Origin of the sequence: Marinobacter halotolerans, from assembly GCF_008795985.1 — a bacterium.
In the GTDB taxonomy this organism is placed as follows: Bacteria; Pseudomonadota; Gammaproteobacteria; order Pseudomonadales; family Oleiphilaceae; genus Marinobacter; species Marinobacter halotolerans.
In genome coordinates, this window is sequence record NZ_VMHP01000002.1 from 948711 (window position 1) to 972538 (window position 23828).

A 23828-nucleotide genomic window follows, 5' to 3' on the forward strand; every position below is an offset into this window, starting at 1 on the left:
GCCCGTTCCATCCCCTCCCGTGCCCGGGTGGTGAAATTGGTAGACACTACAGACTTAAAATCTGTTGACCGTTAGGTCGTGCCGGTTCAAGTCCGGCCCCGGGCACCACTTCATCGTCGCAATGAAATAACTATTGCTTGCTTGTGCCTGAAGTGCACTATAATCAAAGCCTATAGGCCCGATTTAAAACAACGAAAAGAAAAGGGATCTTTCTGATCGCTCTTGCGCTCTTTTACCTTCAGGGTGAGCAATGTGGCAGAAAATCCCGTTTTTCCGCGCAAGCAAGAACCTGCGATTTCTTCTCCTCTGAAACTCATTGCTGCCACCGCCTTACTGGCGTTGTTAGCCGTTGCCGGTAACCTGTTGGCGGTTCCGCTTTTCTATAGTGTCCAGTTCATTTTCGGCTCGGTTTTCGTGCTGATCGCCATAGCGACGCTGGGCACCTGGCCGGCTATTGTTGTAGCGGTGGCGTCCGGGCTCTATACCGTGGTTCTGTGGGGGCACCCCTATGCGTTGCTGGTGTTTGTGGCGGAGTGCGTGTTTGTGCTTCAGGTCTGCCGCAGAACCGACAAATCGCTGCTTGTTGCAGACGCGCTCTTCTGGTTTCTGGTGGGTATTCCGGCAACGCTGGTACTTTACAGTTTTGCCCTGGGCATACCGATTGAGACGGCCTTTCTGATGGCATTCAAGCAAATGCTCAATGGCGTGTTCAATGCGGCTGTGGCCGGTATTTTCCTGTTTTTCTTCCAGCTTCTGCATCAACGGATCTCAATGGCCTATCTGGTCAGTGCTCAGATCCGGGGGATTATCTTTCACACTACACTAATGATTGCGCTGGTCGCCGGCACCATTCCCATCCTTCAATTCGCCGCTTTCCGCCAACAGACCCAGGAAGATCAGATCCAGAGGCAGTTGGCCTATACCCTGGAAAAGGTGGCAGGTTTTATCGAATCCAGTCCAGAGTATACCGAGTTGGCCTGGGCCGAGTTTGTCGACTCACTGCCACACAACACGACCGTGGAAATCCGGCCCGTGGGCGACAAAGGAGCGGCACCGCTCGACCCCAGGCTTGATCACATCAAACCAGCCGATGAGCCTTCCAGAATCAAGAGTTTCAGGCAGGGCAGTTATCAACTCGTTAAACGGGAGGAGACACAGCCGCCGGTGGATATTCTGGTGCGGCGCAGTGCCCGGTCGGTTTCCGAGGAGATGGATAAGGTCAGTCTTGGGTTTCTGGGGTTTCTCGGGGGTTTGCTCCTCCTGGCGGTTGCCGTTGCCCGATTGATGAGTAACCTGCTTACCCGCCCGATCTGGCGACTGTCGACCCTGATCAACAGTTCCACCAACGGCATCATTACCACGGATGTGGAAGGTCGGATTGAATGGGTAAACCGTGGTTTTACCCGATTCAGCGGCTACGAGCTGGACGAACTCCGTGGGCGCAGGCCCGGAGATGTTCTGCAGGGCAGGGACACCGACCCGACAACGGTTTCCCGAATCAGAGAGCACCTGGACCGTCGGGAGTCCTTTGAAGAAGAGCTTCTGAACTACAACAGGCAGGGCAATCCCTACTGGATCCGGATCAATTGCGAACCGCTGCTTTCCGAGACTGGCCAGTTAGCGGGGTTCATTGCCGTTGAGACGGACATCACCGAACAGAGGAAAATTGCCCATATTGAAAAGGTCGGCAGTGAAGCGCTTGAGCGTATCGCGGACAATGGTCTGCTTGATGAAATTCTGGTGGCACTGGCCCGCAATGTGGAATCCCTGGTTCCCGGCATGCGGTGTGCCATAGAGCTACGCTCGGAGGTCATGGAGGCGAACTGCGATCTGCACTTTGCCTGTTATCTGGATGTCACGGGGCGACCACTAAAGCACTACCGGCAATGTCCGCCAGCGTCCACTGAGATAGTGGATTCCGGCAAGGTACCCATTGGCAACGTGCATTCGTTCTATCGCGACGGATGTCAGTGGTCAGTGAACGACCTTGAAGTGGTCAAACGTGCCTCAAGCATTGTCTCTGTCATCATTGAGCGCTATTACGCCGAATACAAGCTTCGGGAATCGGCCAACGTGTTCCGCTGCGCCAACGAGGGCATTATTCTGACAGATGCCTCGGGCATTGTGATGGACTGTAATGCGGCCTTTACTTCAATCACCGGTTTCACTGTGGATGAGACCCGCGGCAGACAGGTTAGGGAGCTGCTCTCCGAGCTGGAGGTGGTGTCTGATCTCAGCCCGAGATTCGACGACAATCTGCCCAGGGATCAGTCGGTGACTGACACCTGGATACGTCACAAGAACGGCAAAACCAACTGTGTTCGTCAGAGCATCAGCTCGGTGAAGAACAATCAGGGCGATACCCACCGTTACGTGTACATCCTGAACGATATCAGCGAGCTGAAGGAGTATCAGAGCCAGCTGGAAAGCATGGCCAAGTTTGATCCACTGACGAAACTGCCTAATCGGACTTTACTGAGTGACCGTCTTCAGCAGGCGATGATTCATTGCGACCGCAACGGGTCGGAACTGGCGGTTCTGTTTATTGATCTGGACGGTTTCAAACAGGTTAACGATGGCCATGGCCATGCGGTTGGCGACGAACTGCTTAGGATCGTTGCCGGTCGACTGAAAGGCGTGATGCGGGAAGGGGACACCCTGGCGAGATTCGGCGGTGATGAGTTTGTGGTAGTTGTGCCATTGGCGTTTGGCGTTAAATCCTGCCAGGTGCTTCTGGACCGCATATTGACGGCGGTGTCCCGTGAAAGCCGGATTTTTGGTGGAGACATCTGCCTGACGGCGAGTATTGGCGTCACCGTTTACCCCCAGAGAGAATCCCTGGATGCCGAGCAGCTTCTTCGTCAGGCCGACCAGGCCATGTATTCGGCCAAGCAGAGCGGGAAAAACCAGTGCTGCTTCTACGATGCCGACAGCGAACGGGCGGTGCGGGATCTGTTCGACGATCTGAAACGGGTAGAGGGCGGGCTGAAAAACGACGAGTTCGTTCTTTTCTATCAACCCAAGGTCAATCTGAAAACCGGTGAACTGATCGGTGTGGAAGCGCTGATTCGCTGGCAGCACCCGGTCCGTGGCCTGCTGTCACCCGACCAATTCCTGCCGGTGATCGAGCGGCACTCGCTTGGTAACGCGGTGGGAGAGTGGGTGATCCGGACAGCACTAGAGCAGTCAGCGCAATGGCGGCAGAAGGGGCTGAACCTGTCTGTCAGTGTGAATATTGACCCGTTTCACCTGGCCCAGAAGGACTTCGTTGACCGACTGAAAGGTATCCTGGCAGGCTTTCCGGAGCTGCAGCCAGGGGATTTTGAAATCGAGATTGTGGAAACCTCTTCGTTGGAGGATTTTCAGTCGGTGTCCGGGGTAATCGAACAGTGTCGCGCCCTGGGCGTGACCTTCGGCCTGGATGATTTCGGTACCGGCTATTCATCACTCACCTATTTGCGCCAGCTACCGTTGGACTACCTCAAGATCGACATGAGCTTTGTTCGTGGCATGCTGGAGAATCCGGATGATCTATCGATTGTGCGCGGCGTATTGGGCCTGGCGAAATCTTTTAACCTGCCCGTGATTGCGGAGGGCGTGGAAACGTCCGCACACTATGATGTGCTGATAGACCTGGAGTGTGATTACGGCCAGGGCTACTGGTTATCCCGACCGATCCCTGGAGACGCGCTGCTGAGATGGGCGAGCCAGTGGCGCAAACCGGTTGTTGGCGCGCTGGAATCAGCCGCGTCCGCGAGCGCCGCCGCCCAGTTCAAACTGTAGCCTTTTGGCTTTGCGGTACCGTCGTACTTCAAGCCAACCGTGTATGGCCAGTGCCGTAAAGATGATAGCCCCGCCCACAAAGCTCATTTCCGGCGGTACCTCGCCGAGGAATATCCACACCAGAAGCGCCCCGAAGACGGTCTCCATCAGCAGCATCAGGCTCACCTCCGCAGCGGGAATATACCGGGGGCCGATCTGGATCATGATGCTCGACACCGGCAGGAACACCAGACAGAGCAGGGCGATGAACAGCAGGTCACGTGTTGAGGGTAAGACAGCACCGCCCAGCAGTGCTGCAACCACGGCCACCAGGGATGCGCCAAACATAAGCATCACACTCATGTCCGCTTCCGGTTTTGAGCGAGCGACGTTCAGGTTGGTCGCCAGGGCTGTGGCTGCGACACCGGCCATAATCAGGCCGATGGGGTCGCCGCGGCCCCATTCACTGATGGCCATCAGTGTTGCGCCGGCTACACAGACAATAATTACCACCCAGGTTCGCCAAGGCAGGGTTTCCTTCCACACAAGCCAGGCAATCAGCGCGGCGATCATGGGGGCCATGTTCAGGATGACCAGAACGTTGCCGGCGGCTGTGTTTTTCATGCCCATCACAAAGCCGAGCGTGCTGAGCGAAAAGGCCACGGCGCAGTAGATCCCCTTGCGGCCGCACTTGCGGACCTCCTGAGCCAGCCGGCTTCGATATCGCGCCGCACTGATCAGCAGAAAGCTGGTGGCCAGCAGCAGTCCCCGCCAGAACAGAAAGACGACCGGCTCTACGCTGGTGATCTTTACCAGCAACGCATCCGGGAGAATGAAGAGTACGCCCAGCGCAGCGATGGTCAGGCCTTTAACCCGCGTGTTTTCCAAAGGGTTACTCCGGGGCTGTATCGTTTGAGGCGCAGGCTTTCTCCAGCCTTGCGATGCAATCGCTGAAAGTGCGGCTGATGCGGGTCTGGTCACGAATCATGGCCAGGCGGGGCCAGGTCGCCTGTTCCCCAAGGCGGATATAGGTTTCCAGGTCATCGCTGTCCGGATTGGCAAGCAGCTTGCGGTACATCAAGGGCCGAAACGGAAACTGCACGTTGATATCCCCAAGGTAGGTTTGCGTGGCCATGGCATGTGCTTGTTCCAGTAACGGTCGAAGCATAGTTGACGACCAGCTGTTGCGGGTGAGTTTCAGTGTTGTGGCCACCTGGGCGTGCATCAGTGATGCCGCCGCCTGTTTTGCTGAGGCCCGCGGACCACGCTGGTGGTGATGGCTGATAAACGGCAGCACGTGAGGGTTAGCCTGGCTGACGATGGTGCGGTTGACGTTGTGTAGCCGGGCCATGCGCATGAGTGGCAGATCACCATGCACACTGCCGTCGATCCAGCGCTCCGTGGGCATATAGGGTTTGCGGCCGCTCTCGCCCCGATCACTATCCCTGGCCTGTAGGGTGACCGGCGGGTAAATGCCCGGCACCGCACAGGACGCCAGAATGGCAGAATCCACAAGAACCTCGGGAGAGGCCAGATTATTCAGCAACCTGGGCTTCTGGCGGGTTCTGGTGGGGGATACGGATATATTCAGGGTACGACCACTGTGAGCGGCCGCCTCCTGGAAACTGGTGCTGCCAATGTTGGTGTGGATATGGTGGAGCAGCTGCGACTGGTCCATTGCGTGGCCTTTACGCCAGATCCGCGCCGGTTCCAGCCAGCGGAAGGCTTCCAGATGAATCTCGCCGGGCTCATTGAAGAAGCGCTCCAACTGTTGGTTGTTCCGGGTGCAGATGGCGCCGGCCACAATCGCGCCCATGCTGGAGCCGGCGATGACATCCGGCAGCAGGCCCTGGCGCCACAGGGCGCGGGTCACGCCAATGTGGTAGATCCCGAAAGCGGCGCCGCCGCTGAGCATTAGTGCGGGGCGCCCGTACACCCTTTCCGCATCGCGGAAGAGCCGCAGTTTCTGTTGTTCGCTGACACCGGGCATGTCGTGGTCGCAGATGAAGTTCATGGAATTTTCCACTTCATCAAGAAACTCGGTGATCAGGTATTTCGTGCCTGTCCAGGCAACGGCGTATAGGTCCGGATTAGCGATTTCACCCAGGTGACGATACAGGCTTTCCTGAAGTACCCGTGTAAGGGCCCTGGTGTCGCCTTTTTCGCGGCAGCGCCTCATAGCGTCGATATGGTCGCGTATCAGGGTTTCATGTAAGAGCTCGCAACCACCCTCTGCACGCCACGCCAGGGTACCTTCCAGCTCATCAAGCTGGCTGGCGATGTCGTACCACTTATCGTAGGAGGTCGCCCTGGTCAGTTGCTTTTCCAGTTCACGACGTTGTTTTCTGGTATTTTTCATAACCTACAGGGTACATCAGTAGGCCCATGCAGGTCGCCTAGCGACAATCCGAAGGGTTACGGGAAAGCCGGTCGCCTATGCCGAATCCATTGGCCTCAAAGAAGCCCTGGTTCATTTCCAGGGCCTGGAAGTAGTGAACTCCGGCTGGGAAGGTGGGGCAGTCGTCGCCTTTTGCGGGCGGGCAGGGCGGCATCTGTTTAACCGCGCGGATGAAGCCTTGATCATCCATGTAGGCGATATCCAGCGGTATCAGCGTCCTGTACATCCAGAAGCTCTGATTGGGCTGGCGCTCGCTGGTGTAGACGAACAGCATTCCGGCGTCTGGGGCCAGTGTCTGTCTTTCCATCAGCCCCCGACTGCGCTGAGAAGGGGTTGCCGCGATTTCAACGGTTATCGGCATGGCCTGCCCTGAACCAACCAGGCACGCCTGTTCCACCGGTAGGGATTCGACGGCCGGCAGCGCCGCCAGGCAGCCTGAGAACAGCAGGCATAGAAGCGGAAGCAGGGTTCGCTTCACGAACGCAGCCGGTAGCCGGTTTTGAAAATCCACCAGACACCTACCATGCAAGCCGTAAGGAAGAAGAAGGTCATTCCCACGCTGATGCCCACGTGCACATCAGACACGCCGTAGAAGGCCCAGCGGAAGCCGCTGATCAGGTACACCACGGGATTGAAAAGGCTGATGGTCTGCCAGACTTCCGGAAGCATATCGATGGAATAGAAGGTACCGCCAAGAAAAACCAGCGGTGTGACAATCATCAACGGAACAATCTGGAGCTTTTCAAAGCCGTCGGCCCAGATGCCGATAATAAATCCGAACAGGCTGAAGGTTATGGCGGTCAGCACCAGGAAAGCAAACATCCAGAAGGGGTGCAATACGCTGTAATCCACGAACAGCCGGGCGGTAATCAGGATAATCACGCCGAGAATCACCGATTTCGTGGCAGCAGCGCCCACGTACCCCAACACCACTTCCACATAGGATACCGGCGCCGACAACACTTCATAGATGGTGCCGGAGAACTTTGGCATATAGATCCCGAAGGAGGCATTGGAAATACTCTGCATCAGCAGCGACAGCATGACCAGCCCGGGGATGATGTAGGCGGCGTAGCTGATGTTGTCGATATCGCCCATGCGGCTACCAATGGCGGAACCGAACACCACGAAATAAAGGCAGGTGGAAATTACCGGGGAGGCGACACTCTGCATCAGGGTGCGACGCATGCGGGCCATTTCGAATCTGTAGATTGCACTCACACCATGAAGGTTCATGAGGACAAGGCTCCTTGATGGTAGAGGTTATTCGTGAACCAGGTTGACGAAGATGTCTTCCAGGGAACTTTCCCGGGTCTGCAGGTCCCGGTATTCCAGACCGATCTCGCTGAGTTTTCTGAGCAGCCTGGCAACACCTGCCTGTTCTTCCTGGGAATCAAAGCTGTAAATCAGCTCGTAGCCATCGGCAGACAACTCCACCGGTTCAAGCAATAGCTCGCCAGGCATTTGGTCCAGCGGCTTCTGGAGGTGGAGTCGTAGTTCCTTCTTGCCCAGCTTGCTCATCAGGCTGGTTTTTTCCTCCACCAGGATAATCTCGCCGTCCCGGATCACGCCGATGCGATCAGCCATTTCCTCGGCTTCCTCGATGTAATGGGTGGTGAGGATGATGGTGACCCCATTTTCACGGAGTTTCCGCACCATGTTCCACATGTCCCGGCGCAGTTCGACGTCCACACCGGCGGTAGGCTCGTCCAGGAACAGGATTTTGGGTTCGTGGGACAGCGCCTTGGCGATCATTACGCGACGCTTCATGCCGCCAGACAGGGACATGATCCGGTTGTTGCGTTTGTCCCAGAGCGACAGGTCCCGCAATACCTGCTCAATGTGAGCGGGCGAGGGCGCTTTGCCAAACAGGCCGCGGCTGAACGTGACCGTATCCCAGACGGTCTCGAAGGAATCGGTGTTCAGCTCCTGGGGCACCAGCCCGATGCTCTGCCGGGCCTGGCGGTAGTCCCGGATGATATCGTATCCGGCGGCTTTTACCTCTCCTGAGGAGAGATTCACAATGCCGCAGATAATGCTGATCAGCGTGGTTTTACCGGCACCGTTGGGGCCAAGCAGGGCAAAGATCTCGCCGCTTTCGATGTCCAGGTTTATGTCTTTAAGGGCCCGAAAGCCGTCACCATAGGTTTTGTTCAGGTGTTTTACGGAAATGTCCGGTTGCACTGGGTTATCCTGTGGCTGCGGGTTAAAAGCAGGCTAGTTTCTCATGCCCACTGTTCATATAGGAAGCTTTGCAATTGGTGAAGAATTACCGCAAAGGATCCGGCAGATTGTGTAAAATTCTGCAATCACAGAAACGGATCTCCAATCAGAGATCTCCGAAAAGGGGAAAGCCAGACCATGGATTACGGCGATAGCGTACAAAAAGTTCTGTTGCGGAAAATTCAGAAGGCCGAGCAGGACCTGGTTCAGCTGAAACTCGACTACTGCCGCTTCATCTTCGGACTGAGTCACCGTTCAAAAGTGATCGTGGACGGCGTGACCTATCTGATCCGTTCGGTGGATGTTGACTCAATGATACGGAATGAAGACGGCAGCTTCGGCAAGCCGGACGTGGCCGGTATCCCCGAAAGCTCGGGCGACGAGTCGGATGTGCAGGGTTTGGGTAACGGTTGGGAACTGGTAAAAACGGATTAGATAAAGGCGTTCGACGTAATGGCGTCGAAAAGGCTCTTCTCACGGGGCACGAAGTGATGGGTTTGCCAGAATTCCGCGCCTTCAACCCCACTTCTGAAACATGCCAGGAATGTTGAGTGGCGTGTCAGCGTTGAAATGACCACCAGGGCATCCGGTTGTTTGATCCCCACTTTTCGGCTTGCAAACTGGCTGACGGTCATTGCCAACGAGTCAGCATTCCGGCTGCCAGGCCGGCTCAAGGCACAGGCCGCCCCGTAAAGCCAGCAAACCGCGTATTCCCGAATAGCCAGATGGGCCGCCTCGATTTCAAGTCCCTGTTGTTTGCAGTCCCGCTCCTGAAGGCTGGCCAGAATATGTAACTGGGAAATCAACTCGCACCTGTCCAGCTTGTGTTTCGCAGATGAACGTCCCGGCGAGGGGATTTTTGCGTCGTAGTCCCTGAACCCGGAAGTCACTCTGCTGGATGCGGACTGGAATTGATCGCGAGGCTGCTCGGACGACACAGCCGGTACCAGTGGTTCACTGCGATTCAGGCTCAGCACGCGAAAAGCCAGCAACAGCAAAAGCGAAAAAAGCCCCAGTTCCAGAAGAATGATCAGACTACTTAGCATCAGAGGTTCCTGACTGCTTTTACTCAAGCAGGCGTTCGTTGTAAGAAAGCATCGGCGTCGAATGTAAACGCTGGAAACCAATTGTAACCAAATGTTTCATGGGCCAAGAAATACTATTGGCCTGAATGACGCTTACAATCTCCGGAACTGTGATGGGGTAGGCAGGCTTAGCACGTAGGCATGGTCTGAAGGGCCAATTTTCGGCGGATATAGCGTCCGAGAATATCGACACCGATGTTCAGAAGAGCGGTGATGACAATCAATACCATGGCACGGTCGAACTGTATGTTCTGGATGGCGCTATCGACATAGAAACCCAAGGTGTAAATACCCAGAATGCCGAGAATGGCGGTCTCGCGCATGATGATTTCCCAGCGATAGAACAGAAACGCCAGGAACGACCGGTAAACTCTTGGTACCAGCTCATAGGTATAGCGGTTGAAGCCGACGGGGGCATCCGGCCGAAGCCCGATGGCACTGGATTGCCGGCCAATCAGATGCCCGATAATGCCGCCATTGTGAAGCGCCAGGGCGACAATGGCCGGCAACATCGACGGCCCCCATAGCTGGAGCATGATATAGGCAAGGATATACTCCGGGGTTGAGCGGGCAATAACCAGAAATATATGGCCGCCAGTACGCCGCACCGGACCACCAAAGTGCGTGGAAATCAACGGAAAAGCCAGCAGCGATAGGATGCCGGTGGCGACCAGCGCAATCTGCGTCAACACCACTGTGTTGAGGATGCCGGGCAGTGCCTCGGTCACCATCAGATCGTTCAACCAGGTCATCAGGCCTGACAGCCCTTCATTGTTTTTAATGGGTGACGGCACGATGTCCTGGGTAAAGAATCGCTCCACGTTGCCCCAGACAATGGGAAAACCCTCGCCGAGGAAAAAGGGTGCACCCAACACATAGACGGGCAAGAGTTTGGGTCTGACCCAGAGTGGCATGGTGGCGATTAGCACATAGAACAGGATGAGCATGGCGCCGGCTTCGGAATAGTGCCCTTGCGAAAAGGCAGACTCGAGGAAAAACCCGAGTGTCGGCAGACCCACAAACCCGAGAATCGCGCTTGAGCGCAGGCCGCATTCGAGGCGATAGGCTGTGTAGGTGCGCAACTGAACCCAGCAGTCGGGGATGCGCGTGAACAGAAACGCTGAAACAACACCGGTACCGGGTGGCAGTAGCCTGCCCGGCGTGGGATCGGCCTCGTCAAGAATCTCGGAATAGACCTTGGCAAAAATACCCGAGTAGGGAATAGCGATTGCCAGCACCCCGGTCAGGGGGTGAAAGCCGAAGAACTGCAGAAAGATCAACGCCCAGAAGAGCTCGTGAATGGCCCGGATGAAGGCGCAGAAGGTCCTCACTGCAACGTTGCGGTACACCAGCGACAAAAGGAAACCGCATACACTGCCCAGGGCGACACCTACGAAGGCAAACGCGACCGTCCTGAGAAGCGCGACGGCGACACCCTCAGAGCTGAAAAAATCTGGCGTTAAAACGCCCATGAAGAAGCTCCCCAGATCTCTCCAGGGGTTTGCGGCCGTAATCGCGATGTCAGCAAACGCCAGCCCGATAATGGCAATGGCAAGGAAAAGAAAGCTGATTCGTACCGTGGGTGAGGAGAACATGAAAGACATCAGTAAAGCGGAGTGATGTCTGAAGGCGCCAGTTTGTCACTGGGTTCATCCAGCGCAACCTGACCGTCCTGAATTCCCACGATGCGGGTACAGTACTTGAGTGCCAACTCCACATCATGCAATGCAATGACACTGGTTGAGAACCGCTCACTGAGCAGCTTCATGACCAGGTGTGCTGTGGGACCGTCCAGGGCCGACACGGGTTCGTCCGCAAGCAGCAGGGGAGACTGTCGAAACAACGCCCGGGCGATAGCCACCCGCTGACGCTGGCCACCCGACAGCGAAGCCGCAGGCATCCATATCTTTTCAGGCATGGACAGTTCTTTCAGCAGACCGCGTACTGCAGCCGCGTCTTTTGAAAACGGGCGAATCAGGGTCACCGAGTTGTACCAGACTGAATGGCTATCCAGTTGTCCCATGAACACGTTGTGGAAAACGGGGAGCGCATTGACCAGGCCGAGGTCCTGCGGCACCAGGGATGAGTTTCGGCCAACCCGCTGATGGATCAGATTAATCAGCGTCGACTTTCCTGCGCCACTGCGACCAACGAGGCCGACCCGTTCACCGTCTTTCACATTCAGAGAGAGCGGGCCGATGACCCGCTCTCCGCTGAACGATGCTGTCAGGGCATCAAGATCAAATCCTGACATCAATCAATGATTCCGATCTGTTTCCCTACGACTTCAATAGGCTTGTATGCGTCATTCGAGACAGGAATAAACCCGGAGCGGGGAAAGCTATTGAGAAGTTCTTTGTCTTCCATCGAAAGCAGTGCTTCCTGGACGCGCTGCATGAAACCATCGCCGAAACGCTCATCCACATCACCGCGGATGGTCCACTGATAGTTCGGGTAGCTTGGCGTTGTCCAGATGACTTTTACCGCATCGGTATCGATGTTGCCGTTTTCTAGCTCTTTGGTCCAGACAGAGTAATTGATGGCGCCAACGTCATAGGTGCCTGACTCCACAAGACGAAGTGTCTTGGTGTGGTTTCCACTGAAGCCAACACGTGAGAATACATCCTGGGGCGCCTCGTTAAACGCTTCGCGGATGTAATATTCCGGAATCAGACGTCCGGACGTGGATCCCTTCGAGCCGAAGGTGAATGTTTTGCCACGCAGCTCTTGGGGCAGATTTTCACTTTCTTCCAGACCAGTGCTCTTATGGGCGATGAAGTAGGAGTTAAAGGCCTGGTCTTCTACGCCCTGGGCAATGGCCTGTGAGCCTGGAACCAGAGACCGCGCCTGAACGCCGGATAGGCCCCCGAACCAGGCAAGCTGGACCTGGTTGTTGCGGAATGCGGAAACGGCAGCTGCGTAGGATTTAACCGGCACGTAGCGCACATCGACTTCCAGTTTTTCCTCCAGATAGTCCGCAATGCCACGGAAGCGCTCAACCAGTTTGGTTTCGTCTTCGTCGGGAATGGCTGTAAACACCAGCGTCTGGGCCGAAACAGTGGCCGATGAAGCAAGCAGCAACAAACTTGCGGCGGCCAATTTCCTTATTGAATTCAATACCATTTTGAATGTCCTTCGCGTCAGGGATTAGTTTGTTCAAGTTCTTTCCGGGCTGCCCTTGGGAAAAGGCGACCACAGGATACCGTTATTTACGCATACCCGGAACAGCTATACGATCGCACGAGCAAATCGGGTTTTCCTGTTTCTGAACTGGCCGTTGTGCCGGAGCGCATCACTCATGAATATTGTTCTCATTACGCCCGCGCCTGCAGGTTCCAAGGCCGGCAATCGCGCGACAGCAGAGCGCTGGGCCAAACTGTTGGAGCAGGAAGGTCACCATGTCAGCATTCTGACTGACTTTCAGGATGAGCCCTGTGATCTTTTAATTGCGCTGCACGCCTGGCGGAGCCATCTGGCGGTCAGACGTTTTCGCGAAGCTTTTCCTGATATCCCGTTGATCGTCGCGCTGACAGGCACGGATATCTACGACCACCAGCTCCGTTTTCCGGAGCAAACGCTTGAGACCATGGAGCAGGCTGACTGCCTGATCGGTCTTCATGAGCGGGTTGCAAGGGACATTCCGGAGCGATTTGGCGAAAAGCTTGTCACCGTTCTGCAATCGGCACAAATCCCGGAGCGACTCAGCGGTAAAAAGCGCGCTGGTTTTCAGGTCTGTGTTATTGGTCACCTCAGGGAAGAAAAGGACTCACTGCGCGCCGCCTTCGCCGCACGCCTTGTTCCCGCCAAATCGACGCTTAAAGTGATCAATGCTGGCAAACCCCATAACGAGCAGTGGGAGAGTCTGGCACGGGAAGAACTGGCCACTAATCCGCGTTTTGAATGGCTTGGGGAGGTCTCCAGGGAAGAGGTTCAGGCTCTTATGCTGAGCTCAGATGCGATGGTGATCAGTTCGATCATGGAAGGTGGTGCCAACGTGGTGTCAGAAGCCTGTCGGATCGGATTGCCGGTTCTTGCGTCGGATATTTCCGGAAACATCGGCCTGCTTGGCGACGGCTATCCGGGCTACTTCAAGACGGGCAGCGAAGAAGAGCTTGCCCGACTGTTATGGCAGGCGGAGAGTTCACCGGAGTTCCTGGCAGACCTGGCCGCAAAGGTTGGAGAACTTGCTGTGAACTTCACTCCGCAGCAGGAGCAGGCTGCGCTTGCCAGGGCTCTAAAAAAGGCGCTGGCAGCGCGTCAGGCAGGCTCTATTCAACCAGGCTGACTGGCTCTATGGGGCCAGTCTCGTCCTGGGCGGTAATGCGACCGATAATGGCCGTATGAGGATAGCCCAGGGCCTTTAGCTCCCGTACGCATTCCTCGGCCTTGTCCGCCGCAACGCTGGCGAGCAGTCCGCCGGCGGTCTGAGGATCGAAGATCAGCGGATAGCGGGGATGATTGACCCATTTATCCTGATCCCGAATGCCCCGGCGCAGGCGGATATTGGCCGGCTGTAGCGAGCTCAGAATGCCGGCTGCTGCGGTTTCCTCCGCGCCTGGAAGAATGGGCAGGGCGCTGAGATTCAGTTCGGCGTCGACTCCGGACGGGCGGGTCATTTCCACCAGGTGCCCGAGCAGACCAAACCCGGTTACATCAGTACAGGCTTTGGAACCGAACCGGTGCAGGCACTCGGCGGCGGCCTTGTTGGACTGAATCATGGACGCCAGCGCGCTGTCGATCCATCGGCCCTTGGCTTCAAGCTTGGCGTGGGCGGCAAACAGGGTGCCCGTACCAATGGGTTTGGTCAGAATCAGGGCGTCGCCGGCCCGCAGGCCGCCTTTGCTCATCACTTCTTTGGGGTCGATCAGGCCGTTCACTGCGAAGCCCAGCGCCAGTTCCTTGCCTTCACCCGTGTGGCCGCCAACCAAGGCACAGCCCGCTTCGTTAAGCACCTCGACGGCGCCGGACATCATCTGGAACACCACGTCCTCGACCTTGGATTCAATGCCGTAGGGCACAGTGGCGACGGCCGTGGCGCTCTGGGCTTCCGCGCCCATGGCAAACACGTCACCCAGGGCATGATTGGCTGCAACCTTGCCGAATGTGTAGGGGTCGTCGATAAACGCTCGGAAAAAATCCACCGTATGGACAACGGCTTTGCCTGGGGGCACTTCAAGTACAGCGGCGTCGTCCGGCGCGTGCAGGCCGATAATAATGTCGTCCCGCTCGATCGGCCTTAGCTCGCCGAGTGCCCGGGAAAGCACCGTGCTACCAACCTTGGCCCCACAACCACCACAGCGCATGGCGACAGCGGAAATGGCCTGGGAGGCCTCTTCGGGATTCTGGGCCGCGCCGGTATCCGGCACAGCGGCGGATTCTTCCATCTGTGGCAAGTGGTTAAACTTCGCCATAAACCGGTGATCGATCCAGTTTTTCCAGCGCCATACCCAGGCGCCAGAGAAAGACCGGTCTCCCCGGGAGGCAATCGCGTACTTGTCGCCTGTACTGATCAGCGCCAGCCATTTTTTCTGGGGCCGGAACGGCTTTGGCGTCTTCCCGAGAGCCAGCCGTTTGAGGTTATCGGCCAGGGGAGGGCCCTGGCGAACCGCAAACACGCCCGCTTTTTCCCGGGGGTAATTGATCACGTTGGCAATATCGCCTGCCGCAAAGATCGAATCATCGGTTTCGGTTTGTAATGTGTCCCGAACCCTGATAAATCCACCATCGTCCAGCGCCAGCCCGGTATTTTTAAGCCATTCGGGCCCGCCGGCTCGAGTGACCCAAAGCACTTGGTCGGCTTCCACAGTGCCGCCGCTATCGGTTTTCAGGGTGTTCGGTTCTACCTGGGATACGGCCGAGCCAAGATGGATCTTCACACCCCGGTCTTTCAGCGTTTTTTCGAAAAGCTGGCGAACATCGGCATTATGGGTGGGCAATATCTGCGGTTGGGCGTCCAGCAGGTGGAATTGAAGCTGAGCGGGGTCGTGGCCACGCTTTTTCAGCTCGTTGCGGAGGCGGAACTGCATAGCCAGCGTAAGCTCGACGCCACCGGCGCCCGCGCCAACGACGGCGATACTCAGGGGGCCGTCATGGTTCTCAAGCTGGGACAGCAGGGATAGCCACCTCTGGTTGAAGCCGTTTATGGGCTTCACCGGCACTGCATGTTCGCTTGCACCTGCTACATCGCTGACCCGAGGAGAAGAACCAATATTGACCGATAGAAGGTCGTAGGGCACATCCGGCCGGGACCGACAGATAACCTTTTTGGAATCGCGGTCGATACCGATTGCCTCATCCCGGTAAAACCGGGCGCCAGCGAACTCAGCCAGACGGCTCAGGTCTATATGGACCTCGTCATAGCTGTAATGCCCGGCAACATAGCCAGGCAGCATTCCGGAATAGGGCGTGTGGGTGTCGCGGCAGATGAGAGTCAGGCGGACACCGGGGACGGGGTTCATGGCAAAGCGCTTCAGAACCCCTACGTGGCTGTGCCCGCCTCCTATCAGGACAATGTCCCGTAATACAGGCTGGTCATTTTGTTGCATTAAAGAACTTTCTTAGCCTCCGCGCTGAAGGTGCTGAAGCCTTTAACATTGCTGAAGGCAGAAAGTTTTGCCTGATCATCCGCGGAAGGGTTGGCAATCTGCGAGATGTCAGTAATACCGGCATCTTTCATCTTCTTGGCCGTTGCAGGGCCAATTCCTTTCACGCGGGTCAGATCGCTGCTGTCTGCTGCTTTTGCCGCCGCTGCAGGTTTTTTGCTGGCTGCCGCCGGCTTGCGTGCTGTTGATGCCGGCTTTTTGGTAGCCGTCTTCTTTACAGCGGGCTTTTTAGTGGCGGTTTTCTTCGCAGCCGTCTTTTTGGCAGCCGGTTTTTTGGCTGTGGATTTTTTGGGAGCTGTCTTTTTGCTGGCACTGGACTTACTGCTGGAAAGTCCCAGACGCTCCATAACGCTATTCTGGAGCTCGTGGAACTCGTCCATACGACGGTCAAACTCGTCGGTGAAGCGCTTCACCTCGCGCTCCCGCAGTTCGTCAATTTCCTTCAGCAACTTTCTGACCGGCTCCTGAACCTGGTTCTGGACACCGTCAAACTGCTTGATGGCATCGTTCATCAGCTTTTCGATCCGCTGCGACGTTTTCTCAAACTCTTTGTTGACCTTTTCAACCACTTTATCGACGTTCTGCTTGCTGGCTTTCTTGCCCATGAGAGATCTCCCCTGATATGTCTGTTGATAGTCCGTTTAAACGTACAGTGATTACTTCATGATGGCGGTTCAGGCCGTGTGACGAACGCTGGAGGACGGTCCGGATGAGCGCCTCGATTTCAGGATCTGTTTCTTGCGAAGAACGTCCCTGATCCGGCGGAGCTTGCCTGAAAATCCGGTATCATTCCCAGTGCTTATCTTTGAAAAATCAACGGAATAGAAGAAATTGCTACAGTGCTTTCTACGCTCTGTGACCAGTCCGCTTATGCCATCAGCGCGGATGTCGTCAAACGGCATTTGCATAACCAGGTCAAACACGATGGTATCCCCCGGTTCGAACTGTTTGTCCGTTTTTATGACGCAACCATAATCGTCCAGTTCGAACAGCGCCGCCTGCACCAGCTCACGGCGGAACAGGCCCTGCTTTACGCTGAACTGTGCGAAGAGATCTGGTAATGCTTCCTTCAGACTCAACATATTCCTGATCTACAGATATCCTGTTTCAGTTCCATTAAAACCATTGAACCGCAAATGATAGACGGGTATTGCTTAAACAATAGCCATACTGCGGAAGTTTGGCAATTCATTCAGCAGTATACGAACAGTGTTTCATTCGGGTTTTAAGTCCCGCTTGTTTTATTCACTTTTGGTTCGCTTGTTGATGTCGTAAATATCAGTGCGCCGATCTTTCAGGTTTGTCACCGACCCTTCGTTTCGAACCAGTTTCAGTTTTTCCAGATCCATGTCCGAGAACATGATCATTTCGGTATTCGGCGTGGTTTCCGCCATGACCGCATCGTGGGGGAAGGCGAAGTCGGACGGTGAGAATACCGATGACTGGGCATACTGAACGTCGAGGTTTTCAACCTTGGGCAGGTTGCCGACGCTGCCGGTGATTACCACGTAGCATTCGTTTTCAATGGCACGGGCCTGGGCACAATGCCTGACGCGCAAATAGCCGTTCTTGGTATCGGTCCAGAAGGGGACCATGATGATGTCCACTTCCTCGCTGGCGGCCAGGCGGCCCAGTTCCGGAAACTCGATGTCGTAGCAGATCATGATGGCAACGCGGCCGGCATCAGTATCAAACACCTCAAACTTGTCACCACCCTCAAGAACCCAGTCGCGGCGCTCGTGGGGGGTAATGTGCACCTTTCGCTGTTCGTCTACACGGCCGTCCCGATGGCAGAGATAGGACACGTTATAGACCCGGTCATTCTCCAGCAAAGGCATGGAGCCGGTGATAATGTTGATGTTGTAACTGACCGCCATTTCTGACATTTCATTGCGGAACTGCTCGGTAAATCCGGCCAGGAAGCGAATGGCGCGGGTCTGGTCCACCTGGTCAGTCAGGCCCATCAGTGGCGCGTTGAAGAATTCGGGAAAAATGGCGAAATCGCTTTTGTAATCGGATAGCGCATCCACGAAATACTCGACCTGCTCAAGTACTTCATCGACCGAAGTGAATTCCCGCATCTGCCACTGAACCGCGCCCAGCCGGACCTGTGTTTTTTTGACATTGAGCACCGCGGATGGCGGTGTGTAGAGAATGTTCCGCCACTCCAACAGCGTGGCGTAGCCCTGGGACTTTTCGTCCTCGGGCAGGTATTTATGCATCAGGCGCGTGACCTGAAAATCGTTCGAGAGCTGGAAGCTCAGAATCGGGTCGTAAATGTCTTTGCGATCTACCCGCTGAATGTATTCTTCCGGAGAATACTGGTCAGCGTACTTGAAGTAGCCGGGAATCCGCCCACCGGCGAGGATGGCGCGCAGATTCATCGACCGGCAAAGTTCCTTGCGGGCTTCGTAAAGTCGACGGCCAAGGCGATATCCCCGGTATTCCGGGTGAACCAGCACGTCCAGCCCGTAGAGAGAATCACCTTGCGCGTTGTGCCAGATTTTTTCATTGCGCAGGATCAGGTCATCGTAGGTGTGCGGGTTGCTGAACCTTTCATATTTGACGCACACGGTCAGTGCTACCGCTACCAGCTCACCGGATTCCTCAATACAGATCTGACCATCGGGAAACTGTTCTACAAGAGCCTTGATGGTGTCTTCCGGCCATGAACCGCCAATATCATCGTAGATGCGGTCCATCAGGACCTGAAGTTGAGGGTAATCGTCGACTTCAAGGTTACGAAGATTGAGGTGCAGTTCTTCGTGGGCCATACGGGCAGCTCCAGTCAGGTGATAAGGGACCAATCAACAAAGAAAGATGATTAAAGAAAGGATGTTAACAGATAGCACTGGAGAGGTCCCATTCGGCGCCGGACAATCACCTATGTCCGGCTTTACGGATCAGTCCTGCATGCGATGAATGCGGGTGCGCAAATCCTGAAGTGTTCGTTGCCCGACCTGCCAGGAATCCCGGCTGAGAAAGGGGTTGTCCAGAACCAGAATGTGGCGCGCGCCCAGATTGAGCTCGCGGATTGGTTGTCCGTAGAAGCGGTCGAGAAAGGCGGCAAAGCTGCCGTCAAGAATGGCTCTTTCCATTCCCAGCTGAAGCCGATGTGCGAGGCTCTCATTGCCTTTGTTGACAAAGAAGAATGAGGGCATGGCATAGGCCAGCAGTATGTCGGGTTCGATCACGTAGTCCGTGTTGCCCTTCAGCCTTAGGTCATAGAGCACTTCGCTCACGCCGCGGGCGAAGCATTCAAAACGGTCGTTGTCCAGCATTCTGAACAGGATTTCGTAACGGGAGTGGGTGACAACCTCAATGCCGTTGACCTGCAGAATGCTGGAGTCCGGCCAGTGGGTGCCCTGGCCGATACGGATTCCGCTGTCGGCAAGATCCTTGAGGGTAGTGATGCCGTCGAATTTTGGCAGGTCCTCCTTGCGAACAACGCACACCCGCAGACCCAGCAGGCCACCATCAATAGGGATCGGCACGGCGGTCAGCTTCTTTTCCCGATCGGTACTGCTGGCAATATTGGCAATATCCAACAGTTTCGAGTCTGGCTTGCTCAGTTCCCGGACAACTCGTCCCTGGGACATTTCCGGGCTTCTGGCGAGCGTATAAGGGGGATATTCCGGAGTTTTTTGCAGTGCAAGTGATACCAGGGAGCGGACAGGCGGGCTGTCGTAGTTCCGATACCAGAGTAACAGTCGGTTTTCGGGCTGGTCGCTGGCTGCGGTGCCCGCTCCCAGTGCCAGAGGTGGCACTGCGGCCTGCAGAAAAAAAGCCGTCAAGAGGTAAATCACCGGTCGCCGAAACTTCATCCTTTCACAACTCTTGCTTCCTGTGCCCGAAACCCGGGATTATTCCGCTCTGGCTTACGTTAGCAGTCTAGATCACAATCTGCACAGCACCAGGGCCAATTTGTAAATCATTGTTTACCGGAGAGGCAATATGGCATTGATAGACAGTCTCATTGGCGCGACAGGCCAGTGGGTATCAGGATCCGATCCCGATGCGAGCCTGGGCTCGCCACTTCGTTGGCTTCGCAAGACCAGCAGCTACGCTGCAGTCAACCGTATTATAGGGATGGCGATTCCATTTGCACCCCGCAACGGGTTCCGGGTTATTGAGTTAAGGCCGGGTTACGTGAAGGCGCAGATTCCGCTGAAGGGCAACAAGAACCATTTTGGCAGCCTCTATGCCGGGGCCTACTTTCTGGTGGCGGAAATTCCGGGGGGCGTACTGACTCTGTTCGATCTGGGCCCTGCCTACACCCCCATCCTCAAGGAGATGACACTGCAGTTCCTGCAATCGGCCAATTCCGATGTGGTGGTGGAATTCTCACTGGATGACCAGACAGTGGAAGCCATCAAAGCGGAAGCTGACAAGACAGGCCGCGCGGCCTTTGAGCTGGAGGGCCTGATGTACGATAAAGAGGGCAACCACGTGGCGACGTCAATAGGCCATTACCGCGTGCGTAAAAAGGGTTTCAGCGCCGCCAGGAACTGATCGCCATACTTCTCCAGCTTGGCGGCGCCAACCCCGGTGATTTCCGCCATATCCGACAGTGATGCCGGCTGTTTCGCGAGAATCTCGAACAGCGTGGCATCGTGGAATATCACGTAGGGCGGCACGCCTTTTTCGTCCGCCAGGGCCTTGCGACAGGCCCGCAGGGCTTCCCAGGCGTCCTTGTCTTCCACTTCGTCCGCAAACTTGCGCCCACGATTCGATCCGCTGGTCTTGCCGGCACCGCCGCGGGCCTGGCCCGCTTTCTGGATGGGATCTTTGCGCAGTTCGATGGCCACTTCGCCTTTCAGCAATGGGCGACAGTCTTCCGTCAGTTGCAGAGCGCCGTAGCCCTCCGGGTCTGCCCGCAAGTAGCCGTTGGCCACCAGCTGCCGGAAGACGGATTTCCACTCGTTGGCGGACAGCTCCTGGCCTATGCCATAGGTGGAGACGGCCTGGTGGCCAAACTGCAGAATGCGTTCGTTTTCAGACCCCCGCAGCACGTCAATGAGGTAGGTCACGCCGAACCGTTGCCCGGTGCGGAACACGCAGGAAAGGGCCTTCTGGACCGCCACCTTGCCATCCCAGGTTTCCGGCGGGTTCAGACAGGTGTCGCAGTTGCCGCAGGGCTGGTCGAGGGTGTCGCCGAAATACCGCAGCAGCACCTGACGCCGGCACTGGGTGACTTCACAAAGCCCCAGCATGGCGTCCAGTTTCTGGCGCTCAACCCGTTTGAACTGGTCATTGCCCTGAGAGCCCTCCAGCATCTGCCGCAGCTTGATGACGTCCTGCAATCCGTACACCATCCAGGCGGTCGAGGGCTTGCCGTCGCGACCGGCACGGCCGGTTTCCTGATAGTAGGCTTCCAGGCTTTTGGGCAGATCCAGGTGCGCGACAAAGCGAACATCCGGCTTGTCGATGCCCATGCCAAAGGCGATGGTCGCCACGATAATCACGCCATCTTCCCGCAGGAACCGTTCCTGGTGCCGGGAGCGTGTCACGCCGTCGAGACCGGCATGATAGGGAAGGGCGTTGTAGCCCTGCTTCTGCAAAAGCTTTGCCGTGGCGTCCACTTTGTTACGGGACAGGCAGTACACAATGCCGCAATCGCCGCTGTGCTCGGTGCCAATAAAATCCAGCAACTGTCGGTTTGCGTTGGTTTTCGGGGCAATCCGGTACTGTATATTGGGCCGGTCGAAGCTGCTGATGAAGTGCCGGGCGCTGGTCAGAGAAAGGCGTTCGGCAATTTCCTTTCGGGTGCGTTCGTCGGCGGTAGCGGTCAGTGCGATCCGCGGTACGCCGGGGAATTCCGTCGCCAGGCGGCTGAGTTCTAGGTAGTCGGAACGGAAATCATGGCCCCACTGGGACACACAGTGCGCCTCGTCTATGGCAAAGAGAGACAGTGAGGCGTCTTTGAGAAGGTTCAGGGTACGGGGTTGAATCAGGCGCTCGGGAGCGCAGTACAGCAGGTCCAGCTCGCCGGTCATCAGGAGGTTTTCAGTTTCCTGGGCCTGATGAAAATCCATGGTGGAATTCAGGAACGCCGCCCTGACGCCCAGTTCCTTAAGCGCCGCCACCTGGTCCTGCATCAGGGCAATCAGGGGCGAGATAACGACTGCCGTACCAGTACGCACCAGGGCAGGCACCTGGTAGCACAGGGATTTACCACCGCCGGTAGGCATCAGAACGAGGGCATCGCCGCCACTCACCACCTCATGGATGATGTCGCCCTGAAGCAGACGGAAATTTTCATAGCCGAATACCCGGTGCAGAACCTCTTCCGGTGTCTGACCGGAGGTTTCAGGGCGAACGGTGCTTAACTGCTCAAAGTCCATAGAATGCCAGGATTCAGTCAAAATGCTTCCAGCCAGAGTGCGTTCATTGCAGGTGCCGAATAAGGGCGCAATAGTACCAGAAACAAGAGCGCCATAATGACCGCTGAGTCCATGACCGGGATGAATACCGAAAACAGTTTCAAAGACAGGCAGGTGGTTTGGAGTCTACAATACCGGTTTTTTCTGCAACCAACTGACAGGATATTCATGCAGGAATTCGATGCTATTCGTCCTTACAGCGACGAAGAAACCGGGGCCGCAATCGGTCAACTGGTCAGAGACCGCGAATTTCTTGATATGGTCGGTCGCTTCAAAACACCGACACTTGCCAGGTGGGCGCCTGCGCCGCTTCGAGCATGGGTACGGCGCTGGCTGGTCCGTCGTTTCGGCAATGTAACCCGGATCAATGACCTTCAGGCCAAGCTCTCGGGCTATGTCGCCGAACTGATTGGCAGCACTACCAGCCGTGTGACCCAGAGTGGCCTGGAAAACCTGAACAAGTCCGGCGCCTACCTGTTTATCTCCAACCACCGGGATATTGTGTTTGATCCTATGGTGGTGAATTACCTGCTGTTCGCCAACGGATTCAATACCACCCGCATCGCCATTGGCGACAACCTGCTGTCCAACCGCGTGTTTGCGGAAATGATGCGGCTGAACAAGAGCTTCGTCGTTCGCCGCAATATGACCAGTCCGCGGGAAATGCGGGACGCCTATCTGATGCTTTCGGGGTTCATCAATCACAGCATAGATAGCAACGAGAGCATCTGGATAGCCCAGCGGGAAGGGCGGGCGAAAGATGGCCTGGATGTTACAGACCCGGCCATTATCAAGATGTTCTACATGAGCCGGAAGAAAAGCGGGCTGAGTTTCGCAGAGGCAATGAATAGGCTCCACATCGTGCCGGTGTCCATCGCCTATGAATACGATCCCTGCGATCTGGACAAGGCCCGTGAGCTTGAAACCCGCGCCCGCACTGGTCAGTACGCCAAGGCCAAGGATGAGGACACAGAGTCCATCATGAAGGGCCTGACGGGCTTTAAAGGCCACGTTCACGTGCATTTCGGTCAGCCGATCGCAGACGCCGAGGACGACCCCAGGGCGCTTTCGGCCCGAATCGACCACGAGATGCACGCCAACTACCACCTGCATTCGTCCAACCTGGTGGCTTACCAGCAGCGGTCGATCCACCCCCAGTCCCACTTGACCGAGGGGTCGGAGAGCAGCTCGATCGTTACCGCGGAAACCTTTTCGCCGGCAGACATCGACGCGGCAGAGGCGGAGATCGAACGCAGGCTTGACGCCTGTACCCCCGAAGCGAGGCCGTACCTGCTGGACATGTACGCTAACCCGGTGGTTTCGGCGCTTGAAGCTAACCAGCGCAGTCAGCCACCCAGTGATTCTTCTAACTGAG

At 56.2% G+C, this 23828-nt stretch carries 20 protein-coding genes and 1 tRNA gene; 6 read left to right on the forward strand and 15 right to left on the reverse strand.

Annotated elements, in window-relative coordinates; genetic code table 11:
* Positions 1–21: 21 nt before the first annotated feature.
* Both FPL19_RS14710 and FPL19_RS14715 read left to right on the forward strand, forming a co-directional pair.
* A tRNA-Leu gene (locus tag FPL19_RS14710) sits at positions 22–108 on the forward strand.
* 144 nt (positions 109–252) lie between these two features.
* A complete protein-coding gene (locus FPL19_RS14715) occupies positions 253–3783 on the forward strand; it encodes a GGDEF and EAL domain-containing protein (RefSeq protein ID WP_150913511.1) in 3531 nt (1176 codons plus the stop codon).
* Here FPL19_RS14715 and FPL19_RS14720 read toward each other — a convergent pair.
* The 5 genes from FPL19_RS14720 to FPL19_RS14740 are packed head-to-tail and all read right to left on the reverse strand — an operon-like array spanning position 3742 to position 8344.
* On the reverse strand, positions 3742–4650 hold the full coding sequence (locus FPL19_RS14720; protein WP_150913513.1) for a DMT family transporter: 909 nt from the start codon (positions 4648–4650) through the stop codon (positions 3742–3744). The two genes, FPL19_RS14715 and FPL19_RS14720, sit on opposite strands and share 42 nt — an antisense overlap.
* 4 nt (positions 4651–4654) lie before the next feature.
* Complete coding sequence (locus FPL19_RS14725) at positions 4655–6121, reverse strand: patatin-like phospholipase family protein (protein WP_150913515.1); 1467 nt, start codon at positions 6119–6121, stop codon at positions 4655–4657.
* Positions 6122–6158: 37 nt separating this feature from the next.
* A complete protein-coding gene (locus FPL19_RS14730; protein ID WP_225314447.1) occupies positions 6159–6638 on the reverse strand; it encodes a DUF192 domain-containing protein in 480 nt (159 codons plus the stop codon).
* The gene (locus tag FPL19_RS14735) at positions 6635–7396 is read right to left on the reverse strand and encodes an ABC transporter permease (RefSeq protein WP_150913517.1); all 762 of its coding nucleotides are present in this window, start codon (positions 7394–7396) and stop codon (positions 6635–6637) included. The genes FPL19_RS14730 and FPL19_RS14735 overlap by 4 nt, the downstream gene beginning before the upstream one ends.
* A 27-nt stretch (positions 7397–7423) precedes the next feature.
* Entirely contained in the window at positions 7424–8344 is a 921-nt protein-coding gene (locus tag FPL19_RS14740; protein ID WP_150913519.1) for an ABC transporter ATP-binding protein, read from the reverse strand.
* 177 nt (positions 8345–8521) lie between these two features.
* On the opposite strand from FPL19_RS14740, the gene FPL19_RS14745 reads away from it, so the two are divergent.
* A complete protein-coding gene (locus FPL19_RS14745) occupies positions 8522–8818 on the forward strand; it encodes a hypothetical protein (RefSeq protein ID WP_150913521.1) in 297 nt (98 codons plus the stop codon).
* On the opposite strand, the gene FPL19_RS14750 is transcribed toward FPL19_RS14745, so the two are convergent.
* The 4 genes from FPL19_RS14750 to FPL19_RS14765 form a co-directional block, all read right to left on the reverse strand.
* Positions 8815–9429 carry a hypothetical protein gene (locus tag FPL19_RS14750; protein ID WP_150913523.1) on the reverse strand — a complete coding sequence of 205 codons (615 nt, stop codon included), beginning with the start codon at positions 9427–9429 and terminating at the stop codon, positions 8815–8817. The two genes, FPL19_RS14745 and FPL19_RS14750, sit on opposite strands and share 4 nt — an antisense overlap.
* A 167-nt stretch (positions 9430–9596) precedes the next feature.
* Positions 9597–11063 carry a PhnE/PtxC family ABC transporter permease gene (locus tag FPL19_RS14755; RefSeq protein ID WP_150913525.1) on the reverse strand — a complete coding sequence of 489 codons (1467 nt, stop codon included), beginning with the start codon at positions 11061–11063 and terminating at the stop codon, positions 9597–9599.
* Positions 11064–11071: 8 nt separating this feature from the next.
* Complete coding sequence (locus FPL19_RS14760) at positions 11072–11722, reverse strand: ATP-binding cassette domain-containing protein (protein ID WP_150913527.1); 651 nt, start codon at positions 11720–11722, stop codon at positions 11072–11074.
* Positions 11722–12591 (reverse strand): putative selenate ABC transporter substrate-binding protein, encoded by an 870-nt coding sequence (locus FPL19_RS14765; RefSeq protein WP_150913529.1) that lies wholly within the window; start codon positions 12589–12591, stop codon positions 11722–11724. Before FPL19_RS14765 ends, FPL19_RS14760 begins: the two co-directional genes overlap by 1 nt.
* A gap of 175 nt (positions 12592–12766) precedes the next feature.
* On the opposite strand from FPL19_RS14765, the gene senB reads away from it, so the two are divergent.
* On the forward strand, positions 12767–13753 hold the full coding sequence (gene senB / locus FPL19_RS14770) for a selenoneine biosynthesis selenosugar synthase SenB (RefSeq protein ID WP_150913531.1): 987 nt from the start codon (positions 12767–12769) through the stop codon (positions 13751–13753).
* Here the strand turns inward: senB and selD are convergent.
* From selD to FPL19_RS14795, 5 genes are all read right to left on the reverse strand, one after another.
* Positions 13737–16013: a selenide, water dikinase SelD gene (selD, locus tag FPL19_RS14775; protein ID WP_150913533.1), complete on the reverse strand. Its 2277-nt coding sequence runs from the start codon at positions 16011–16013 to the stop codon at positions 13737–13739. The genes senB and selD overlap by 17 nt on opposite strands.
* A complete protein-coding gene (locus tag FPL19_RS14780) occupies positions 16013–16675 on the reverse strand; it encodes a helix-hairpin-helix domain-containing protein (protein ID WP_150913535.1) in 663 nt (220 codons plus the stop codon). Before FPL19_RS14780 ends, selD begins: the two co-directional genes overlap by 1 nt.
* Positions 16676–16744: 69 nt before the next feature.
* The gene (locus FPL19_RS14785) at positions 16745–17143 is read right to left on the reverse strand and encodes a hypothetical protein (protein ID WP_150914267.1); all 399 of its coding nucleotides are present in this window, start codon (positions 17141–17143) and stop codon (positions 16745–16747) included.
* Positions 17144–17311: 168 nt separating this feature from the next.
* Positions 17312–18844, reverse strand: coding sequence for a bifunctional GNAT family N-acetyltransferase/carbon-nitrogen hydrolase family protein (locus FPL19_RS14790; RefSeq protein ID WP_150913537.1), 1533 nt, complete (start codon positions 18842–18844; stop codon positions 17312–17314).
* A 129-nt stretch (positions 18845–18973) separates the two neighbouring features.
* A complete protein-coding gene (locus FPL19_RS14795; RefSeq protein WP_150913539.1) occupies positions 18974–19894 on the reverse strand; it encodes a type 2 periplasmic-binding domain-containing protein in 921 nt (306 codons plus the stop codon).
* A gap of 130 nt (positions 19895–20024) precedes the next feature.
* On the opposite strand from FPL19_RS14795, the gene FPL19_RS14800 reads away from it, so the two are divergent.
* Entirely contained in the window at positions 20025–20582 is a 558-nt protein-coding gene (locus FPL19_RS14800; RefSeq protein WP_150913541.1) for a PaaI family thioesterase, read from the forward strand.
* Here FPL19_RS14800 and recQ read toward each other — a convergent pair.
* Positions 20540–22414, reverse strand: coding sequence for a DNA helicase RecQ (gene recQ / locus FPL19_RS14805; protein WP_150914268.1), 1875 nt, complete (start codon positions 22412–22414; stop codon positions 20540–20542). The two genes, FPL19_RS14800 and recQ, sit on opposite strands and share 43 nt — an antisense overlap.
* 207 nt (positions 22415–22621) lie before the next feature.
* On the opposite strand from recQ, the gene FPL19_RS14810 reads away from it, so the two are divergent.
* Complete coding sequence (locus tag FPL19_RS14810; RefSeq protein WP_150913543.1) at positions 22622–23827, forward strand: lysophospholipid acyltransferase family protein; 1206 nt, start codon at positions 22622–22624, stop codon at positions 23825–23827.
* The last annotated feature ends 1 nt before the right edge of the window (position 23828 follow it).

Bases quoted from the DNA above. Each gene is read 5' to 3' on its own strand.
- FPL19_RS14780 (WP_150913535.1), bottom strand. From the start codon at position 16,675: ATGGGCAAGAAAGCCAGCAAGCAGAACGTCGATAAAGTGGTTGAAAAG.
- FPL19_RS14750 (WP_150913523.1), bottom strand. From the start codon at position 9,429: ATGCTAAGTAGTCTGATCATTCTTCTGGAACTGGGGCTTTTTTCGCTT.
- selD (WP_150913533.1), bottom strand. From the start codon at position 16,013: ATGCAACAAAATGACCAGCCTGTATTACGGGACATTGTCCTGATAGGA.
- FPL19_RS14795 (WP_150913539.1), bottom strand. From the start codon at position 19,894: ATGAAGTTTCGGCGACCGGTGATTTACCTCTTGACGGCTTTTTTTCTG.
- FPL19_RS14760 (WP_150913527.1), bottom strand. From the start codon at position 11,722: ATGTCAGGATTTGATCTTGATGCCCTGACAGCATCGTTCAGCGGAGAG.
- FPL19_RS14810 (WP_150913543.1), top strand. From the start codon at position 22,622: ATGCAGGAATTCGATGCTATTCGTCCTTACAGCGACGAAGAAACCGGG.
- FPL19_RS14790 (WP_150913537.1), bottom strand. From the start codon at position 18,844: ATGGCCCACGAAGAACTGCACCTCAATCTTCGTAACCTTGAAGTCGAC.
- FPL19_RS14735 (WP_150913517.1), bottom strand. From the start codon at position 7,396: ATGAACCTTCATGGTGTGAGTGCAATCTACAGATTCGAAATGGCCCGC.
- FPL19_RS14755 (WP_150913525.1), bottom strand. From the start codon at position 11,063: ATGTTCTCCTCACCCACGGTACGAATCAGCTTTCTTTTCCTTGCCATT.
- recQ (WP_150914268.1), bottom strand. From the start codon at position 22,414: ATGGACTTTGAGCAGTTAAGCACCGTTCGCCCTGAAACCTCCGGTCAG.
- FPL19_RS14725 (WP_150913515.1), bottom strand. From the start codon at position 6,121: ATGAAAAATACCAGAAAACAACGTCGTGAACTGGAAAAGCAACTGACC.
- FPL19_RS14800 (WP_150913541.1), top strand. From the start codon at position 20,025: ATGGCATTGATAGACAGTCTCATTGGCGCGACAGGCCAGTGGGTATCA.
- FPL19_RS14745 (WP_150913521.1), top strand. From the start codon at position 8,522: ATGGATTACGGCGATAGCGTACAAAAAGTTCTGTTGCGGAAAATTCAG.
- senB (WP_150913531.1), top strand. From the start codon at position 12,767: ATGAATATTGTTCTCATTACGCCCGCGCCTGCAGGTTCCAAGGCCGGC.
- FPL19_RS14765 (WP_150913529.1), bottom strand. From the start codon at position 12,591: ATGGTATTGAATTCAATAAGGAAATTGGCCGCCGCAAGTTTGTTGCTG.